The organism is Pararhodobacter oceanensis, from assembly GCF_003076755.1.
Lineage (GTDB): Bacteria > Pseudomonadota > Alphaproteobacteria > Rhodobacterales > Rhodobacteraceae > Pararhodobacter > Pararhodobacter oceanensis.
In genome coordinates this window covers 504,029-521,815 of sequence record NZ_QDKM01000003.1, presented here as the reverse complement: position 1 = coordinate 521,815, position 17,787 = coordinate 504,029, and the positions used below count along the sequence as shown (strand labels likewise).

15 protein-coding genes are annotated in these 17,787 nt (G+C 63.5%); 9 read left to right on the top strand and 6 right to left on the bottom strand.

Translation table 11 applies throughout. From position 1 onward, the window contains the following. Nucleotides 1–4 precede the first annotated feature (4 nt). Nucleotides 5–511, bottom strand: a complete 507-nt coding sequence (locus DDE20_RS09925; RefSeq protein ID WP_116558315.1) for a DUF1643 domain-containing protein — start codon at nucleotides 509–511, stop codon at nucleotides 5–7. Between the two features lie 172 nt (nucleotides 512–683). On the opposite strand from DDE20_RS09925, the gene DDE20_RS09920 reads away from it, so the two are divergent. The 6 genes from DDE20_RS09920 (at nucleotide 684) to DDE20_RS09895 (ending at nucleotide 8,928) form a co-directional block, all read left to right on the top strand. Next, on the top strand, nucleotides 684–3,017 hold the full coding sequence (locus DDE20_RS09920; RefSeq protein WP_240607957.1) for a Tex family protein: 2,334 nt from the start codon (nucleotides 684–686) through the stop codon (nucleotides 3,015–3,017). A gap of 102 nt (nucleotides 3,018–3,119) precedes the next feature. Continuing rightward, nucleotides 3,120–4,460: an MFS transporter gene (locus tag DDE20_RS09915; protein ID WP_116558313.1), complete on the top strand. Its 1,341-nt coding sequence runs from the start codon at nucleotides 3,120–3,122 to the stop codon at nucleotides 4,458–4,460. Nucleotides 4,461–4,462: 2 nt separating this feature from the next. Next, the gene (gene mepA, locus DDE20_RS09910; RefSeq protein WP_116558312.1) at nucleotides 4,463–5,386 is read left to right on the top strand and encodes a penicillin-insensitive murein endopeptidase; all 924 of its coding nucleotides are present in this window, start codon (nucleotides 4,463–4,465) and stop codon (nucleotides 5,384–5,386) included. Between the two features lie 2 nt (nucleotides 5,387–5,388). After that, nucleotides 5,389–6,321, top strand: coding sequence for an esterase-like activity of phytase family protein (locus DDE20_RS09905; RefSeq protein ID WP_165814475.1), 933 nt, complete (start codon nucleotides 5,389–5,391; stop codon nucleotides 6,319–6,321). 88 nt (nucleotides 6,322–6,409) lie between these two features. After that, entirely contained in the window at nucleotides 6,410–7,408 is a 999-nt protein-coding gene (locus DDE20_RS09900) for a GTPase (RefSeq protein WP_165814474.1), read from the top strand. Beyond that, nucleotides 7,405–8,928, top strand: a complete 1,524-nt coding sequence (locus tag DDE20_RS09895) for a GTPase (protein ID WP_116558309.1) — start codon at nucleotides 7,405–7,407, stop codon at nucleotides 8,926–8,928. Before DDE20_RS09900 ends, DDE20_RS09895 begins: the two co-directional genes overlap by 4 nt. Nucleotides 8,929–8,955: 27 nt before the next feature. Here DDE20_RS09895 and DDE20_RS09890 read toward each other — a convergent pair whose 3' ends face one another. The 4 genes from DDE20_RS09890 to DDE20_RS09875 form a co-directional block, all read right to left on the bottom strand. Beyond that, nucleotides 8,956–9,894, bottom strand: coding sequence for an endonuclease/exonuclease/phosphatase family protein (locus tag DDE20_RS09890; protein WP_116558308.1), 939 nt, complete (start codon nucleotides 9,892–9,894; stop codon nucleotides 8,956–8,958). Nucleotides 9,895–10,031: 137 nt separating this feature from the next. Then, nucleotides 10,032–10,883, bottom strand: a complete 852-nt coding sequence (locus DDE20_RS09885; RefSeq protein WP_116558307.1) for a hypothetical protein — start codon at nucleotides 10,881–10,883, stop codon at nucleotides 10,032–10,034. Nucleotides 10,884–11,125: 242 nt separating this feature from the next. Next, nucleotides 11,126–11,731: a 3-isopropylmalate dehydratase small subunit gene (gene leuD, locus DDE20_RS09880; RefSeq protein WP_116558306.1), complete on the bottom strand. Its 606-nt coding sequence runs from the start codon at nucleotides 11,729–11,731 to the stop codon at nucleotides 11,126–11,128. A gap of 63 nt (nucleotides 11,732–11,794) precedes the next feature. Next, nucleotides 11,795–12,610 (bottom strand): DUF4198 domain-containing protein, encoded by an 816-nt coding sequence (locus DDE20_RS09875; protein ID WP_116558305.1) that lies wholly within the window; start codon nucleotides 12,608–12,610, stop codon nucleotides 11,795–11,797. Between DDE20_RS09875 and DDE20_RS09870 the strand changes: the two genes are divergently transcribed. Further along, nucleotides 12,609–13,802: a HupE/UreJ family protein gene (locus tag DDE20_RS09870; protein ID WP_116558304.1), complete on the top strand. Its 1,194-nt coding sequence runs from the start codon at nucleotides 12,609–12,611 to the stop codon at nucleotides 13,800–13,802. The two genes, DDE20_RS09875 and DDE20_RS09870, sit on opposite strands and share 2 nt — an antisense overlap. A gap of 335 nt (nucleotides 13,803–14,137) precedes the next feature. On the opposite strand, the gene leuC is transcribed toward DDE20_RS09870, so the two are convergent. Further along, nucleotides 14,138–15,547 (bottom strand): 3-isopropylmalate dehydratase large subunit, encoded by a 1,410-nt coding sequence (gene leuC, locus DDE20_RS09865; RefSeq protein WP_116558303.1) that lies wholly within the window; start codon nucleotides 15,545–15,547, stop codon nucleotides 14,138–14,140. A 355-nt stretch (nucleotides 15,548–15,902) separates the two neighbouring features. Between leuC and DDE20_RS09860 the strand changes: the two genes are divergently transcribed. Continuing rightward, nucleotides 15,903–17,270, top strand: a complete 1,368-nt coding sequence (locus DDE20_RS09860) for a mechanosensitive ion channel family protein (protein WP_116558302.1) — start codon at nucleotides 15,903–15,905, stop codon at nucleotides 17,268–17,270. Nucleotides 17,271–17,387: 117 nt separating this feature from the next. Continuing rightward, a complete protein-coding gene (gene rsfS / locus DDE20_RS09855) occupies nucleotides 17,388–17,774 on the top strand; it encodes a ribosome silencing factor (RefSeq protein WP_116558373.1) in 387 nt (128 codons plus the stop codon). Nucleotides 17,775–17,787: the final 13 nt, after the last annotated feature.

Genomic DNA, 17,787 nt, shown 5'->3' with positions numbered 1-17,787 from the left:
GCGATCAGTCCCAGATCACCGGTTGATGCGCATAGGCGATATAGAGCGGGTGTTTGGGGTGACCGGCTTTGCTCAGGCCCAGATGCCACAGCGGTTTGCCGCTGGCACGCAGCAGCGCCTCGACCTCGGCGCCGCGTGATAGATGTGCGCCATGCGTGCCCCAAGCGCAGACCACCGTATCCGCCCAAGCCGCGCCCTCAAGGATCGCCGCGTCATTCTGTGGTCCTGTCGGATCAGCCTGCGCGCGCATCACTTTTGGATCGGTGGCGCGGTAGGCAAAGATATTGCACACCCGAAACCCGCCAAACCCCAGCGCCCGCGCGCGCCGCTCGCAACGCTCGACGGTGGGATCATTCTGCACCTCGGTCGCGGTCGAGGGGTTGAGCATGACGAAAAGCACCCTGCGCCCGCCCTCGTCCCAGACACGGGTCAGCGCATAGCGGTAGTTTTCGCAGGGGGAATAGAGCGCGGTCGAGGGCGCGTCGCCCTTGGTATGGGTGCGGGTGATCATGGCACGGTGATAGCCCAAGAGGCATGCGATGCGCCAGAGGCCGCTGTCGACTGGGGCGCTGCCCCAGACCCCGGGATATTTGTGGACAGATGAGGGGGCGGGGATTGGAGGCTTGGATTGGGCGCGTGGGGCGGATAGTGTCGCCGCTCGAATTCCAGCCAAGAGGCCCGCCGTGACCCAGACCGCCCAACCGCGTATTTCCCGACAGATTGCTGCCGAAATCGGCGCCCGTCCCGAGCAGGTCGCGGCAACCGTGGCGCTGCTGGATGAGGGCGCGACGGTGCCTTTCGTCGCGCGCTACCGCAAGGAGGCCACCGGCGGGCTGGATGACACGCAGCTGCGCACGCTGGCCGACCGGCTCGCCTATCTGCGCGAGATGGAGGCGCGGCGCGGGGTGATCCTCGAGAGCATCCGCACGCAGGGCAAATTGACCGACGGGTTGGAGAAATCCATTCTCGGCGCCGAGACCAAGGCGGTGCTCGAAGACCTCTATCTGCCGTTCAAACCCAAGCGGCGCACCAAGGCGATGATCGCCCGCGAAAACGGCTTGGAGCCTTTGGCCGAGGCGATACTGGCAGACCGCGCGGCGGATCCCGAGGCATTGTCGGCGGGGTATCTGAATGAGGCGGTGGCGGATGTGAAATCGGCTCTTGAGGGCGCGCGCGAGATCATTGCCGAAGGGCTGGTCGAGGATGCGGCGCTGAAGGCAAAGCTGCGCGCGCATATGAAAGAAGTCGCGCAATTGCAGGCTTCGGTGCTGGAGGGCAAAGAACAAGAGGGCGCGAAATTCGCCGATTACTTCGCCCATTCCGAGCGCTGGTCCGGCGTGCCGAGCCACCGCGCTTTGGCGATGATGCGGGGCCGCAACGAGGGGTTTCTGGCGCTCGATCTGGTGGTCGAGCCGGAAGCCGCGCGCGGGCAAAGCGCCGCCGAGAAGATGGTCAAGCGGGCGCTGGATGTCGGGCAGGCGGGCAAGGGCGATATCTGGCTCGATCAGGTCGCCGGTTGGGTCTGGCGGATCAAGCTGAAACTCTCGCTGACGATTGACCTGATGACCGAATTGCGCGAGGCCGCCGAGGCCGAGGCAATCCGCGTTTTCGCCCGCAACCTCAAGGATTTGCTGCTGGCTGCACCCGCGGGCGCGAAAACGACGATGGGGCTCGATCCCGGTATTCGCACCGGTGTCAAAGTGGCCGTAGTGGATGCGACCGGCAAGGTTCTGGACACTGCCACGATCTACCCGTTCCAGCCGCGTCTCGATGTGCAGGGATCGCTGGCGGCGCTGGAGCATCTGGTGCGCAAACACAACGTGGCGCTGATCGCGATTGGCAATGGCACCGCCAGCCGCGAGACCGATGCGCTGGTGGCGCAGATGCTGGGCAAACTCAGCGGCGCGCGTCCCGCGAAAATGGTGGTCAGCGAGGCCGGCGCTTCGGTCTATTCGGCCAGCGAACTGGCGGCGCGGGAATTTCCCGATCTGGATGTGTCCCTGCGCGGCGCGGTCAGCATTGCGCGGCGCTTGCAGGACCCGTTGGCGGAACTGGTGAAAATCGAACCCAAGGCGATTGGCGTCGGCCAGTATCAGCATGACGTGAACCAATCGGCGCTGGGCAAGGCGCTGGACGGGGTCGTCGAGGATGCGGTGAACGCGGTCGGCGTGGACCTCAACACCGCCTCGGCGCCCTTGCTGGCGCGGATTTCGGGGCTGAGCGCGGGGCTGGCGGAATCGCTGGTCGCACATCGCAATGCCAACGGGCGCTTTGCTAGCCGCAAGGAATTGCTGAAAGTGCCGCGGCTGGGGCCGAAAGCCTTTGAGCAGGCGGCGGGATTCCTGCGCATTCAGGACGGCAAAGAGCCGCTCGATGCCTCCTCGGTGCACCCCGAAGCCTATGATCTGGCGCGGCGTATCGTCAGCGCCACGGGCCGCGATGTCTCGGTGTTGATGAAGGATCCAGCACCGGTGCGGCGGCTGGAACCCGAGGAGTTTGTCGGCGGAAAATTCGGCCTGCCGACCGTGCGCGACATCATGGCCGAGCTGGAAAAGCCGGGCCGTGACCCGCGGCCTGAGTTCAAAACCGCCAGTTTTGCCGAGGGGGTCAACGAAATCCGCGACTTGAAACCCGGCATGCAGTTGGAAGGCACGGTAACCAACGTCGCGGCCTTTGGCGCCTTTGTCGATGTCGGTGTCCATCAAGACGGGCTGGTGCATGTCAGCCAGTTGGCCGACCGGTTCGTCAAAGACCCGCATGAAGTGGTCAAAGCCGGCGATGTGGTGAAAGTGCGCGTGGTCGAGGTCGATGTGGCGCGTAAGCGGATCGGCCTGACCATGCGCAAGGATAACGCCGGTGATGCGGGTGGCGATTCGCGGGGCGGACGCGGCAAACCGCGTGATTCGCAGGGCAAAAGCGGCAAACCGCAGCGCGGCGGCAGTGCCGGACCGAAGAAATCCGCACAGGAACCCGGTGGATTCGGCGCGGCGTTGCTGGATGCGATGAAGAAACGCTGATTCTGGTCACGATTCGGCCACAGGTCGGCGACCATCAAGATAAGTGACTTGCTCTGACCCCCTTTCATGCGGCTTGATAGCCTGAAAAGGGATCGGGGACGAATGCGCGATATTTCTGCAAAGCACCGTATTTGGGGCTGGTGGTGGTTTGACTGGGCGAGTCAGCCCTACAACACCTTGTTGATCACCTTTATCTTCGGTCCATATGTGGTGTCTGTCGTCGGTGATGGCTCGCAGGCGCAGGCGATCTGGGGCTATGGAATCGCCGCCGCAGGGGTTTTGTTGGCGCTGGTCGCCCCCTTGCTGGGCGCGGTGGCAGATAAATCCGGCAAACGCATGGGATTCGTCTGGTTTTTCTCGCTGCTCTATGTGATCGGCGCGGCGGGGCTCTGGTGGTCGGCGCCCACCGATTTCGACATTGTGCAGGTGATGATCTTCTTCTGCATCGGTCTCGTCGGGATGGAGTTCGCGACGATTTTCACCAATGCGATGATGCCCGATCTTGCCCCGCGCGAGGAGCTGGGCAAACTCTCGGGCACCGGCTGGGCCTGGGGCTATGTCGGCGGTGTTGTGGCGCTGATCATCATGCTGGCGCTGCTGGCCGAGGGGGATAACGGCAAGACGCTGATCGGTATGGATCCGCTATTCGGCCTGGACGCCGAGGCCCGCGAGGGCACGCGCTTTGTCGGCCCGTTCACTGCGATGTGGTATATCCTGTTCATGCTGCCGTTCTTCTGGTGGGTGCGCGAGCCAAAGAAACCCGATGCAATCAGCGTCGGCGCGGCAATGCGCGGCGCTTGGCCCGAGTTGAAAACCACGCTGCAATCCCTGCCGCGCGACCGTAGCCTGTTCTCGTTTCTGGGCGCGTCGATGTTCTACCGCGACGCCTTGAACGGGGTGTATACTTTCGGCGGCATTTACGCCGCGGGTGTGCTAGAATGGACGGTGGTGGATGTCGGCGTCTTCGGCATTCTGGCGGCGATCACCGGCGCGATTTTCGCCTTTCTGGGCGGCAAGGCCGACAGCCGTTTCGGGCCAAAACCGGTGATCATGTTCAACGTCATGGTGCTGACGCTGGTGGCGCTGGCCATCGTCTTTGTCTCGCGCGAGATGGTGTTCGGCATTGCGGTGGATGCGACCAGCAGCCTGCCGGATATCACCTTTTACGTGCTCGGCGCGTTGATCGGTGCCGCCGGAGGCTCGTTGCAGGCCGCCAGCCGCACGATGATGGTGCGTCAGGGCGACAACGAGAAAATGACCGAGGGTTTCGGGCTCTATGCGCTCTCGGGCAAGGCGACGGCCTTCATCGCGCCCTTGCTGATCGCGGTGGTGACCGATCTGACCGACAGCCAACAATGGGGCATTCTGCCGGTGGCGGGGCTGTTCCTGATCGGCCTGATCCTGTTGATGTTTGTGAACCCAGAGGGGCGTGCGGAACCATGAGAATGCCACGGATTGCAACATTGCTCGGCGCCACAGCGATTGCCCTCGCTGCCTGTGCGGGTTCGGTCGATCCGGCGGCCAGTCAGGTGAATGCCTCGCAAGCTCTCGGTGCGCACCGCCTTGCGACCGATGCACCGGCGCAGTCTTACGGCAGCTATGCGCGGGGCTGTGCCGACGGGCTGCAACCATTGCCCGAGAGCGGGCCGACGTGGCAGGCGATGCGCCTGAGTCGCAACCGCAATTGGGGCCACCCCGAGATGCTGGATTACTTGCAGGACCTGAGCCGCGAGGCGGCGCGGATCGGCTGGGCGGGGCTTTATATCGGCGATATCTCCCAGCCGCGCGGCGGGCCCACCAGCAGCGGCCATCGCAGCCACCAGATTGGGCTCGACGCTGATATCTGGATGCTGCCGCCCGGACGGCTGGACCTCTCCCGCGCCGAGCGCGAGAGTCTGAGTTCGGTCTCGGTGCGCAGTGCCGACCAACGCGGACTGACCAGCCATTGGACCCCGCGCCACGCGCAGGTGCTGCGCGCCGCCGCCAGTGATCCGCGGGTTGACCGGATTTTCGTCGCCGCCGCGGTCAAAATCGAGATGTGCCGCACCGCCACGCCCGCCGATACGCCGTGGCTGCAACGCATTCGCCCGATTCAGGGGCATAATTACCACTTCCACGTCCGGCTGCGCTGCCCCGCCGGATCCCGTGACTGCGAAACGCAGACCCCCACCGTTGCCGAATTGTCGAACGGCGGGAATGGCTGCGATGACACGCTGCGCTGGTGGGTCACCGATTATCTGAACCCGCCGCCGCCTTCGACCCGCCCGCCGTCCACCAGCCCGCCGGAAGAGCCTGCCCCGCGCAGGCGCCACCCGCGCGAATACACGCTGGCGGATCTTCCCCGTCAATGCTCACAAGTTGCACAATAGATATGAAAAACGCTGCCACGGTTTTCCTGTCTGCCCTTGTTGCCGCGCTGCTGCCCGCCGGTGCCTTTGCGCAGTCTGACACTTATTTTGCCGGAGTCGTCCAACATCCGGCCACCAACATTCCGCCCACCCGTGTTGTCGCACGTTATGAACTGCCCAGAATGCCCGGCGGGGTGAATGATTTCTCGGCGCTCGAGTCCAGCAATGGCGTTGATGTCATGCTGATGTCGGACCACGGGTTTATCGTCACCGGTCGTTTGCGACGTGGCTACGGCCAGAGCATCGAAGCGTTCGACGTCCATCAACGGGTGCCGCTGCTGGATGAAAACCGCGTGCCGCTACATGGCTCGCGCCGCGATGCCGAGGGGCTGGCGATCGGGCGCGACGGGCGCATCTATGTCTCGTTTGAGCAACACAACCGCGTCGATAGCTTCGCACGGCTCGGTGCCGCCGCCGAGTCGATGGGCGCCCACCGCGATTTTGAACGTATGCGCGCCGGTCGCGGTATGGAGGCGCTGGCGATTGCCCGCGATGGCTCGCTTTATGCAATCCCCGAGCGTCCGGCGCGCGCGACCTACGGCTTTCCCTCCTATCGCTACCGCAATGGGGAATGGACCGGCTCGTTCCGCCTGCCCGAAGACGGGCAATTCCTGCCGGTGAGCGCGGATTTCGGCCCCGACGGTCAGCTCTATGTGCTTGAACGCGAACGCGGCGCGCGCGGCTTTCGCTCGCAGGTGCGGCGGTTCCATATTCGTGGCCGCGCGATCACCGAACCACAGGTGATCATGCGCTCCGAGTTCGGCCAATTCGGCAATCTCGAGGGACTCAGCGTGTTTCGCGACTGGTCCGGCGGCATTCGGATGCTGATGGTCTCGGACGACGATATGAACGCCAGCATGCGCTCGGAAATCGTCGATGTGGCGGTGAACCGCTAACCGGCGATCCGGCTCTGGGCGCTGAAATCATTTGCAACCGGCGCGCGTGGTTCCTACCTGTTAAGCAGCGAGACAGGAGGCGCGCGTGGTGAGCAAAACGGCACAAGACCTTGATCCGACCCTGTTGCCGGTGCTTTGGCTGCTGGGCAAAACCGGCGCCGGCAAGACCTCGATCGTGCGCGCCCTGACTGGCGCCGGCGCGGTTGGCAGCGGCTTTGCGCCCGGCACACGCAGCGCCGCAGTCTATGATTTTCCCGCCAATGAACCCGCCGTGCGTTTTCTCGATACACGCGGATTGGGCGAGGCGGGCTATGATTTCGCCGATGATCTGACCGGCGCCGAGGCGCTCGCACAGGCTGTGCTGGCGGTGATCCGCTACGATGATCCGGTGCAGGCGCCGGTGCTTGAGGCGGTGCAGAAGGTCAAAGCGCCGGTGCTTTTGGTCTACACAGGCGCCGATTTGCTCCCCGACGCCAACGCACAAGAACGAGTGCGCGCGCAAATCCGCAAGGCGCTGGGCCGCGACCTGCCATTCGTGTCGATGGCCTTGCCCGCCGAGGGTATGGTGAGCGGCGTCGAGGCGCTATTGGACGCGCTCGACAGCTTCATGCCGAAAGCCGCCGCCACCCTCAGGCGGGCCGACGAGGCGCGCGATTTCATCCGGCACCGCCCTATGGTCTTGCGTTATGCGGGTATCGCCGGAGCCAGCGACGTGGCGCCACTGATCGGTGCGATGGCGGTTCCGGCGGCGCAGGGCGCGCTCTTGCAAGCGCTGGCCAAACGCCATGAGATCACCCTGTCACCGGCGCGGCTGAGCGTTTTGGCCTCGGCATTGGGCACCGGCGTCTTGGTGCGCTACGCGGCCAGCCATATGCTGCGGCAGGGGGCCAAAATGGTGCCGGTGGCGGGGCAAACGCTGGGCGCCGCCGCCGCCGCGGGGGCAAGTTTCGCCACCACCTATGCGCTGGGCCGCGCCGCCTCGGCCTGGATGTATGGCACCGCCCGCGGCGCCGTGCCCGATCAAGCCACATTGCGCGGCCTCTATGATCAGGCGCTGCGCGGCGCGCGTGACGAGCGCGCGGAATGACATTGGGTGCGCGCCTGCGCCGGCGGCTGCTGCGCTGGAACCGCGTGGCGCTGGCGCTTGCCATGGCTTTGCCGCTGATCGTCAGCATGGCGCTTGGCTTTCTCTGGCTGCACGACCACGGCTGGCTCTTGTATTTCGTGCTGGCCAGCGCGGCGCTTTTTGCGGTGCTGCGCGCTGTGGTCTGGCTGGTGCAGTGGCGCGGCCAAGGGGTGACGGGCGAGCGCGAATTGACCGGCCCGGCGCCGGACCCTGAGTGGTCCGAGGCCGAGCGCGCGGTCTTTGAGCGTGCCCGCGCACGGATCAGCACCCGACTGAGCGCGCCGATCCCATGGCCGGACTTGACCGCCGAAGCGCTTGCGGTGGTTGAGGGCATCGCCGCCGATATGTCCGACGGGAAACGCAGCGCGCTGGATTTCACCGTGCCCGAGGCGCTGTTGCTGATCGACCGTGTGGCCCTGCAATACCGCGCGTTCCTGCTGGAAAACGTGCCCTATTCCGACCGGCTGTCGGTGCGCACGATGCATTGGGCCTGGCGCAAACAAGAGACCGCGCAGGCGGCGTGGAACACCGGGTTTCTGGCCTGGCGCGGGCTGCGTTTGGTGCTCAATCCGGCGATGGGTCTGCTACGCGAAGCCGAACGTGTGCTGGCGGCGGGGCTGCAGGACCGGCTGACCGTGCGGTTTCGCCGCGATGCGCAGGCGATCCTGCTGGAAGAGGCCGCGCAGGCTGCAATTGACCTCTATTCTGGGCGGCTGCGGGCCTCAGATGACGATTTGGCGCGGGTCGCCGTCGCGGGGCACCAGCGGGATCTCGCGCTTGCGGCACCATTGGACAGCCCGCTGCGGGTGGTGGTGGTCGGTCAGAAGGGTGTCGGAAAATCCAGTTTGATCAACGCTGTGTTGGATGACGATCTGGCAGAAGTGGACGCGGTTTCCACCAATGGCCGCGCGCTCGCCTTCGAGGGGACCATGGGCGACACGCCGCTGCGGATGATCGACACGCCGGGATTGGACGGCAGCGCGGCGCGGGAGAAAGTCTTGCTGCGCGAGATGCTGGAGGCGGATATCGTGCTTTGGGTGCACCGCGCCACACGGCCCGGTCGCGCGGCGGATGCGAGTTTGATGGCGGCGCTGCAAGAGGCATTGCGCGGCCTGCCCGAGCGTCGTCCGCCGGTGATCCTGCATCTTGCCAGCGGTGTCGATCAACTGCTGCAAGACTGGCCGCGCGTTGAAAACCGGTTGACCGCTGCCGACCATGCGCTGGTGGAGCGCGCGATGCAGGCGATCGCTGATCCCCTCGGATCAGTGCCAGTATTGCCGCTGTCGCTGGCGCCTCCAAATTGGAATCTGGAGGCTCTGCGCCAGCGGTTGGTGGCGGTTTTCCCCGAAGCGCGGCAGGTGCAGCGTGGACGATTGCGCGTGGCGGCGTCGGATCGCAGTGGTCTGCGCGGGAATGCCAAACGCGCCGGACGCGGCATGCGCAGCGCGGCACGCACGGTGCTGGGCCGCATCCGCAAGTAGGCCGTGCTCATCCTTGGCCTCTGCGGTTCACGGAGGCCACGCGATATCGACCCAGATCAGCGCATGATTGGCCTGCGGATGCGGCCAATATAGCCCCGCATCCAGCACCCGCAATTCCGCCGAGGGCAGCACATAGTCCACCCGCAGCGCCCCCGGACCCTCGGGCCAATAGCCGGTTGTATCACTGGTCACGCCCCGCGCCGGATGCTCCCCTGTCGGGTGCGGATCCTGCACCGAGGGATGGGCAAGAAGCGCCGCGATTTCGCTATGGATACCCGCGCCATTCTCAACATCAAGATTGGCGTCAGCCAGCAGGACGAAGGGCGCCGTCGGTGGCGGGCCGAGCAGCCCGTCCAACCGTAGGCGCCAGAAACGTGTCTCGTCGGCGTTGCGGTTCCGGTTGCGCTGATGCGCGCCGCCGAATGCGGGCGGGCCGGCGTGATAGCCCATTATGGTGAGGCGCCTGTCATGGATCAGGAGCAGCACTTCGAAGGCGGCGACCGAGGCGAGACGCTGGATATCGAAGACCTCGGGCGCGGGGAAGGGCGCGCCATTGAATCTGGGCAGGCGGGCGTCTGGCAGGTCGCGCCATAGAAAACCTGTGCGATCACGCAGTGCTGCGTGTTCGATTGGCCAACGCGAGAGTAGCGCCATGCCGCCCGATCCTGCGAATGCGGCCCAGCCCTGCGCGTCATCTGCGGTGCCGCTGCGCCCGTCGCCGTCGAGATCCAAGCCAGTTGCAACACCGGAATTGGGCTGCGGCGCGATGTGATACGGCATCGGATGTCCGGCTTCGGCGAGCTGCGCTGCAAAGGCCAGGAGCGCCAATCCGTTCAGATCATAGTCGAAATCCAGCAGCATAAGGGCGTCGGGGGCGTGCGAGGCAATCGCGGTGATGATTGCACTGACGTCGGGCGCGGCGCGGCGGATATCGCGCAGCAACAACCCGGGACCTTCGCGGCCCAAGCCGCTATGCAGCAGCGCAATCCGTAGGCTGTTTTGGGCGGTGGCGGTGGAACTCAGCGAAAGCAGGACGGCAATCGCTAGGACCAGCGGCCATGGGGCGCACCATGGTGAGTGTCCTGCGCTTGGATTTATCCGGCTTAGGCGTGGGCGAAAGCGTTGCCTTCGGAATCTGCGAAGCGGCGGCGGCTGACGCGGATCATGCGGGCCACCCGCGCCATCGCGACGCCACGCATCACCAAGGCAGCAGGCAGATAGGCCCAAAGCACGATTCCCCAAACAAACCCCATGGGCGACAATAAAGTCAGCGGTTTGATCAGCACCGCCGAGGCGAAAAACGCAGCCGGCAGCAAGAATGGCAGCAAAAGCCCTAATACAACGTTAATGCGCGCATGCCGCTGCAGGCGCAGCACCACATCATTGCCCGCGGTCGGGTCAAAGGTCGGCAGGTTGATCCAGACGTTGAACGGACCGGCGCCCATGGGCCATGCGTTCAGCTTGATCGCCGCGGCAAAGCCGATGACCGTGGTCGCCGCCAGCACCATCGACAGCGCCGCCCCGTCGCGGACCAGCGTCAGATGCGCCTCGGGCACCCAAGAGGGGAGGGCGGCGGCCAAGAGATGCACCGGGCTGCCGGTGAAATCGAGCATCTGCCCGCAGGCCGACGCGAGTTTCGCCGCCAGCGCCGAGAGCGCACCGGGTTCGACGCCGTGGCGCTGCAACAGGGAGAGAAGCACCGCCATCAAGGCGATCAGGGCGAAGCGCGAGCGGTTGAACGGCGCGGCAAAGCGGAATTCGATCAATCCGGGGTATTCGGACGCGTATTCAGCGAAAACGATGCCACCGGCGAAAACCGCCAGCAGGATCATGCTTTGCGCCACATCCGGTGCGGTCGAAGGAATAGCCATCGCAGGGAAAATCGCCAAGGCAACGACCAAAAGCGCGCGCGCGACTGCGCCCGGCACATTGGACTTTGCTTTGCTCTCGCTCATTTTCATCTTCCTTGCCGAACGCCGCGCGCCGGTGGAGAATTTTATACGGCCCAGAATTGTGACCGCCTGCCTCAATTTTGCCACAATGTTGCCCAATTTCTCGCCTCCACGCAAGACTCGCGGTATTGTGGCGAGCCTCTGGCGCCATTTCGAGACAGAACTGTCGCGGTTTTGCATCAATATTGGGGAAAAAAGAAGGCACCCCCAAAGGGATGCCCTAAATACTTGTTATATATGGATAATTAGAGCCAAGGATACTGCAGCTTTGCACCGGATTCAAAAGAATCAATTGCAGATACTTTCTCCAGCGTCAGGCCGATATCGTCCAAACCGTTCAGCAGGCAATGCTTCTTGAACGAATCAACCTCAAAGCTGAACTCGGTGCCATCCGATGCGGTCACAATCTGGTTTTCCAGATCTACGGTCAGCCGCGCGTTCGAGCCCTTGGTGGCGTCATCCATCAAATGATCGACCGCTGCTTTCGGCAGCACGATCGGCAGGATGCCGTTTTTGAAGCAGTTGTTATAGAAAATATCCGCGAAACTGGTCGAAATCACGCAGCGGATGCCGAAATCCAAGAGCGCCCAAGGGGCATGCTCACGCGATGAGCCGCAGCCGAAGTTATCGCCCGCGACAATGATCTCGGCACTGCGGTATTGCGGCTGGTTGAGCACGAAATCGGGGTTCTCGTTGCCTTGCCGGTCATAGCGCATCTCGTCGAACAGATTGACCCCCAGCCCCGAGCGTTTGATCGTCTTGAGGAACCCTTTCGGGATGATCATATCGGTGTCGATATTGACCAGCGGCATCGGCGCCGCGATGCCGGTGAGGGTATCGAATTTTTGCATGTCTCAAGGTCTCCTTGCGTCCCTGCGGGCATAGCGTTTTCCCTGTGTGAACACAAGATGTGCCTAGCCTGCGGGGACCGCGAAGGTCAGCGACGCCCAGAGGGTTTGCCAGACCGCATTGCGCGGGGCCTCGGGGTCATGTTCCAGCAGTTCGACCGCATCTGCCATATAGGTATGGCCCGCGGTCACCGGCAGCAGCACATGGCCCTCGGCATCGGTGCGGTGCAGGGTGACGGTGACCGCGCCAGTCGGGGCGCGATCAAAGAGCTCCACTTGCGCATCGGGCCGTGGTGCGCCGTCAAACAGCAAGAGCATCGGCAGCCCCGCGCTCAGGTCATCGGTATAGGGGTTGGCGAGGGCGACAAACTCGGTGCGCAGCCCGAAAGCGCGGTCCTCACCGGCGCCGTCGCCGACCGCGATCAGGCTTTTGACGTGGCGGGTATAAACCTCGGTGAAATCCGCCTCGGGCAGGCCGCGCGCAAGGTGGCGCTCGATGGCGTCGTCGAAATCCTTATGGGCGGCGAAACGCTCGAATTGCGGCAGGTCGTCATAGGTAAGATAGCTGCCGGTGGTTTCATAAAGAACAATCGCCAGCCCGTCGTCGAGCGGTTCAGTGCTCACCGCGGGTTTGGCGCCCAGCTGCCCCTCGACGGGCTGGATGGTGGCGCCCGAGGCGATCTCGAAACGGGTGAAATTGCGCGGGATAAAAGACAGTGTCGCGCCGCTGAACTCTTGGCCGACGCGGATATCGGCGATCAGGGGCGCGTCGATCGCGATTGAAAAACTGCGCGGTTCAATCCAAAGTTCGTGCCCGACCGTAGGAAATGCAGAGAGCAACAGCACCGGCGCGGCGCTCAGCAAGCTGGAAAGGTTACGCATGAGATTATCCCCGTTGTTTCCCCTCAAACTGGCGCATTTCGCTGCAGTTTCAATTTTATTCGTCATGCTGGCGTCTTTGAGGCTGCAGGCGCATGAGATTGATCCGGCGATATCAGACGTCGCGGTGGGGCAAGAGCGGGTGGAGATTGAAATCCAGTTGTCACTGGAATCGATCCTTGCGGATGTGGATCTTTCAGCGGTGGAGGACACCGCGCAGGCGCCTGAAGCCGAGGTTTACGACAGGTTCCGCGCGCTCGGCCCCGAGGAATTGCGCCCGATGTTACAGGACGCATGGTCCGAGATCGCGCCGCGTATTGTCATTGATGTGGATGGCGCGCGGGTGGTGCCCGAGTTGATCGCCACCGAGATCCCCGAGGTGGGTGACTTTGAGCTGGCGCGGGTCTCAGTTTTGACGCTGCAGGCGGCGCTGCCCGAGGGCGACGCGCCGGTGCAATTCGGCTGGGCGGCGCAATACGGCGATCTGGTGGTGCGGCAGGTTGGCGGCGGCGAGGATGCCTATGCGGCGTTCTTGTCGGACGGAGATCTGTCCGAGCCCTTACCGCGGATGGAGATCCTCACCGAGGGTATGGGCGCGGTGTTCCTGCGCTATATTCCGGTGGGCTTCGATCATATCGTGCCCTTGGGTGTCGATCATATCCTCTTCGTTTTGGGATTGTTTCTCTTTTCGCTGCATCTGCGACCACTGCTATTTCAGGTCACCGCCTTCACCGCCGCGCATACGATCACGCTGGCCTTGGCGAGCCTTGAGATCGTGACGCTCTCGGCCAGTATCGTCGAGCCGCTGATCGCCGCGTCGATTGTCTATGTTGGCGTCGAGAACCTGCGCGGGCGCGGCAATGTCTGGACGCGGACGGCGCTGGTGTTTGCCTTCGGGCTTCTGCACGGGTTGGGGTTTGCCAGTGTGCTGGGGGATTTCGGGATCTCGGCCAGCAGTTTTGTCGGAGCGTTATTGGGGTTCAACTTGGGTGTCGAGATCGCGCAATTGGCGGTGATATTGGCGGCTTTCGTGCTGGTCTGGCTCGGGGCAAGGCTGGCCCGTGTCGCGCCCTTGCCCGATGAGGAACTGCCGGTGCGAAATCTGCAGGTGATGTATCGCGCGGTCTCTGTGGTCGGCTCGATCATCATTAGCCTGATCGGGGCGTGGTGGACCATCGAGCGGGTGTTTTTCTAAAGGCTGCGCGGGATCACCACGCGAGTCTCCTCGAGCCCATCCGTTGGGTGCTGCCCCGCGCGGAATCAAGGCGAAGCCGCCGCGCATCGCCAGACCGCCCGCAGGGCTGGCGATTTGGTAAGCTGGGCGCTTCGTTCAGGCAATGGCTGTAGAGAGCACTATAAAGCGCATCGTTCGGCCTTCAGGTCGCCATCCCGCGGTCTGGCGATGCGCTCTGATGGGCGTCATTGCTTGTATGGCTTGCGTAGAAGCTGCCGTTAATAGTGGAGCAACGCGCATGAAAAAGCCCCCGAACCAGCGGTTCAGGGGCCAATCAATCGTGCGATAGCGCTCGCTTACATCAACTCGCGCACATCGGTCAGATGGCCGGTCACGGCGGCGGCGGCGGCCATGGCGGGGCTGACCAGATGGGTGCGGCCCTTATAGCCCTGACGGCCCTCGAAGTTGCGGTTCGAGGTCGAAGCCGCGCGCTCACCCGGTGCCAGTTGGTCGGGGTTCATCGCCAGACACATCGAGCAACCGGCCAGACGCCAATCCGCGCCCGCCTCGGCGAAGATCTCCGCCAGCCCCTCTTCCTCGGCCTGCGCGCGCACCAGACCCGAGCCCGGCACAATCATCAAGCGAACCCCCTCGGCAACCTTGCGGCCCTTGAGGATCTCGGCAGCGGCGCGCAGGTCTTCGATCCGACCGTTGGTGCAAGAGCCGATGAACACCGTATCGACCTTGATGTCGGTCAGCTTCTGGCCCGGAGTCAGCCCCATATAGTCCAGCGCGCGCTCGACCGCCTCGACCTTGCCGCCGGTGAAATCCGAGGGTGCAGGCACGGTGGCGCCGATCGGCAGCACGTCTTCAGGCGAGGTGCCCCAAGTCACCACCGGCTCGATCTCTTCGCCTTTCAGCGTGATCACCTTGTCGAAATGCGCGCCCTCATCCGAGAACAGGGTCTGCCAATAGGCCAGCGCGGCCTCCCAAGCGGCGCCTTTCGGGGCATGCGGGCGGCCCTTCACATATTCAAAGGTGGTCTCGTCGGGGGCAATCAGACCGGCGCGGGCACCGCCCTCGATGGCCATGTTGCAAACCGTCATCCGGCCTTCCATCGACAGGCTGCGGATCGCCTCGCCGCAGTATTCGATCACATGGCCGTTGCCACCAGCGGTGCCGGTCTTGCCGATCACCGCCATGGTGATGTCTTTCGCGGTCACACCGGGACGCAATCGGCCGGTGATCTCGACCTTCATATTCTTGGATTTCTGCTGGATCAGCGTCTGCGTGGCCAAGACATGCTCGACCTCGGAGGTGCCGATGCCATGGGCCAGCGCGCCAAAGGCGCCATGGGTGGCGGTGTGGCTGTCACCGCAAACCACGGTCATGCCGGGCAGGGTCCAGCCCTGTTCGGGGCCAACGATATGCACGATGCCCTGGCGCACGTCCGAGACCGGATAGTAATGCACGCCGAAATCCTTGGCGTTCTTGTCCAGCGCTTCGACCTGAATGCGGCTGTCTTCGGTCATCGTCTTGGCATTGGCGCGGTCCAGCGTGGTCGGCACGTTATGGTCGGGCACGGCGATGGTTTTTTCCGGCGCGCGGACGGTGCGACCGGTCATCCGCAGCCCCTCAAAGGCCTGCGGGCTGGTCACTTCATGGACCAGATGGCGGTCGATATAGATCAGGCAGGTGCCGTCGTCGGATTGGTGCACCACATGGGCGTCCCAGATTTTATCATAGAGCGTTTTCGGAGCGGTCATGGCTCTGTCTCACTTTTGTCGAATGGCGATTTGCTGGGTGACATCGAGGTCAGAAACGGGGGCAATTTCGGGGCATCGGGCCGCGCGCAATGGATCGGCGCAGGCGGCCAGCGCAAAGACGCGCCGCCGCCGCAGCCCGATCAGATAAGCCGTGCGCGTGCCGACCGGTTTTCACGGTAAAAGCGCTGTGGCAGGCGCGCGCGGTCGGACAGGTCAAAATAGCGGATCATGGGCGGTTTCATACGCTTGAATTGCCGCGCAGGCAAGGCTTTCGGCGGCGGGTATGAGCAAAGCACGCGCGAGCGCTGGTAGCGATAAATCTTGCCCGAGAGGCATGGCGCGCTAAGGTGAGCCCATGGACGGCGAATTTCAGCTATGGCTTGAAACCTGGATCTCGGGCGCGGGAGATTTCTGGCAGGCCGTGGTGTTTTTCATCGAAGGGCTGCTGCTGCCGTTTCGTCTGTATCAAGTTGCGGTGGCGCTGGCGGTTTTGCTGCTGGCTTGGGGGCTGGCCTGGCTGATCGACCCGAGGTTCGAGGCATGGCTGCGCAGCAAAAGCGGCTGGAAAGCCTGGCAGTTGCGGTTCCTGATTCTGTTGCGGCGGCGGATGGTGCTGGCGGTCTTCGCGCTGCTGATCTGGGCCACGGTGGGCGTGTTCGCGTCGATCTACCAATTCCCCTCGCGGCGCCAAGTCTTGGTGTTGATCGCCACGATTGCCACGGCGTGGCTGCTGATCTGGTTTGCCGCGCAACTGGTGCGTAATCCGGTGCTGCGGCGGTTCGTTGTCTGGGGCATGACGATCTATGCCACGTTGCATTATCTCGGCCTCAAAGACGCCGCCGCCGATCTGTTGGAGGGGCTGGCCCTGACCATCGGCGACTTCCGCCTGTCGGCGCTGACGATACTCAAAGCCGTGGTGGTGACCGGCGTGCTGATCCTTGGCGCGCGGATGCTCAGCCATGCTTTGGGGCGGCGCATTCGTGGCAACAAGGATATCAGCCCCTCGGTGCAGGAGCTCAGCATCAAGGGGTTGCAGATCGCCCTTTACGGCGCGGCGTTTTTCACCGGCGTCAAGGCGGTGGGGTTTGATCTCACCGGTCTTGCGGTGCTGTCCGGGGCGATTGGCGTCGGGCTCGGGTTTGGCTTGCAAAAGGTGGTGTCGAACCTTGTTTCGGGGGTGATCATCTTGATGGATAAATCGGTCAAACCCGGCGATGTGATCAGCCTTGGCGATACCTTCGGCTGGATCAACACGCTGGGCGCACGCTATGTTTCGGTGGTGACGCGTGACGGTAAGGAATATTTGATTCCCAATGAAGACCTGATCACCGGACAGGTGGTGAACTGGTCGCATTCCAGCGATCTGGTGCGGCTGGACTTAAATTTCGGCACCTCCTATGGTGACGATCCGCACCGTGTGCGCGCCATCGCCATCGACGCGGCCACCGGCGCGCCACGGGTGTTGAGCGATCCGGCACCGGTCTGTCATATCATCAATTTCGGTGACAGTTCCGTGGATTATGTGCTGCGCTTCTGGATCCGCGACCCATCGGGCGGGCTGACCAATATTCGCGGCAAAGTCTATCTGGCGCTCTGGGACGCCTTTGTAGACAACAACATCTCGATCCCCTTCCCGCAGCGTGAGGTGCGTGTCCTCGGGGAGGCCGGCGCGCCCGAGGGTGCCGCGTCGCAGGACACCCCGAAGCCGGAAAAATCGGCGTAATTGCGCTTGTTGAGAAGACTCTATAAGGGCTGCGGCAGCGTGATCCATTGAAATTGCGCTCTGGATTGCTAAATTCAGTGTCAGTATTTCTTGCAGGAGGACAGATCTCTGTCTCATATCGACCCGGCCGCCCCTGCGGCCCCCGCCCCGAAACCGACGGCCCCGACCTATACGGCCGATGACGTTCTGGCTGTGGTCCTGCAATCTCTCGACGACGACAAAGCCGAGGATGTGGTGCAAATCAGCCTGCGCGGCAGGTCTGCCATGGCCGATTACATGGTAATCTGCTCGGGCCGTTCGTCGCGTCAGGTTGCCGCCATCACCGACAAACTGCTTGAGCGGTTGAAGGAAGAGTTCCGTCTGATCGCCCGCTCCGAGGGCAAGGATACCGGCGACTGGGTGTTGCTGGATACCGGCGATGTGGTGGTCCATGTCTTCCGCCCCGAAGTGCGCGAGTTCTACCAGCTTGAGCGCATGTGGCAGGTGCCGCCGGACGCCGCGTGATGCGGCCTGTCTG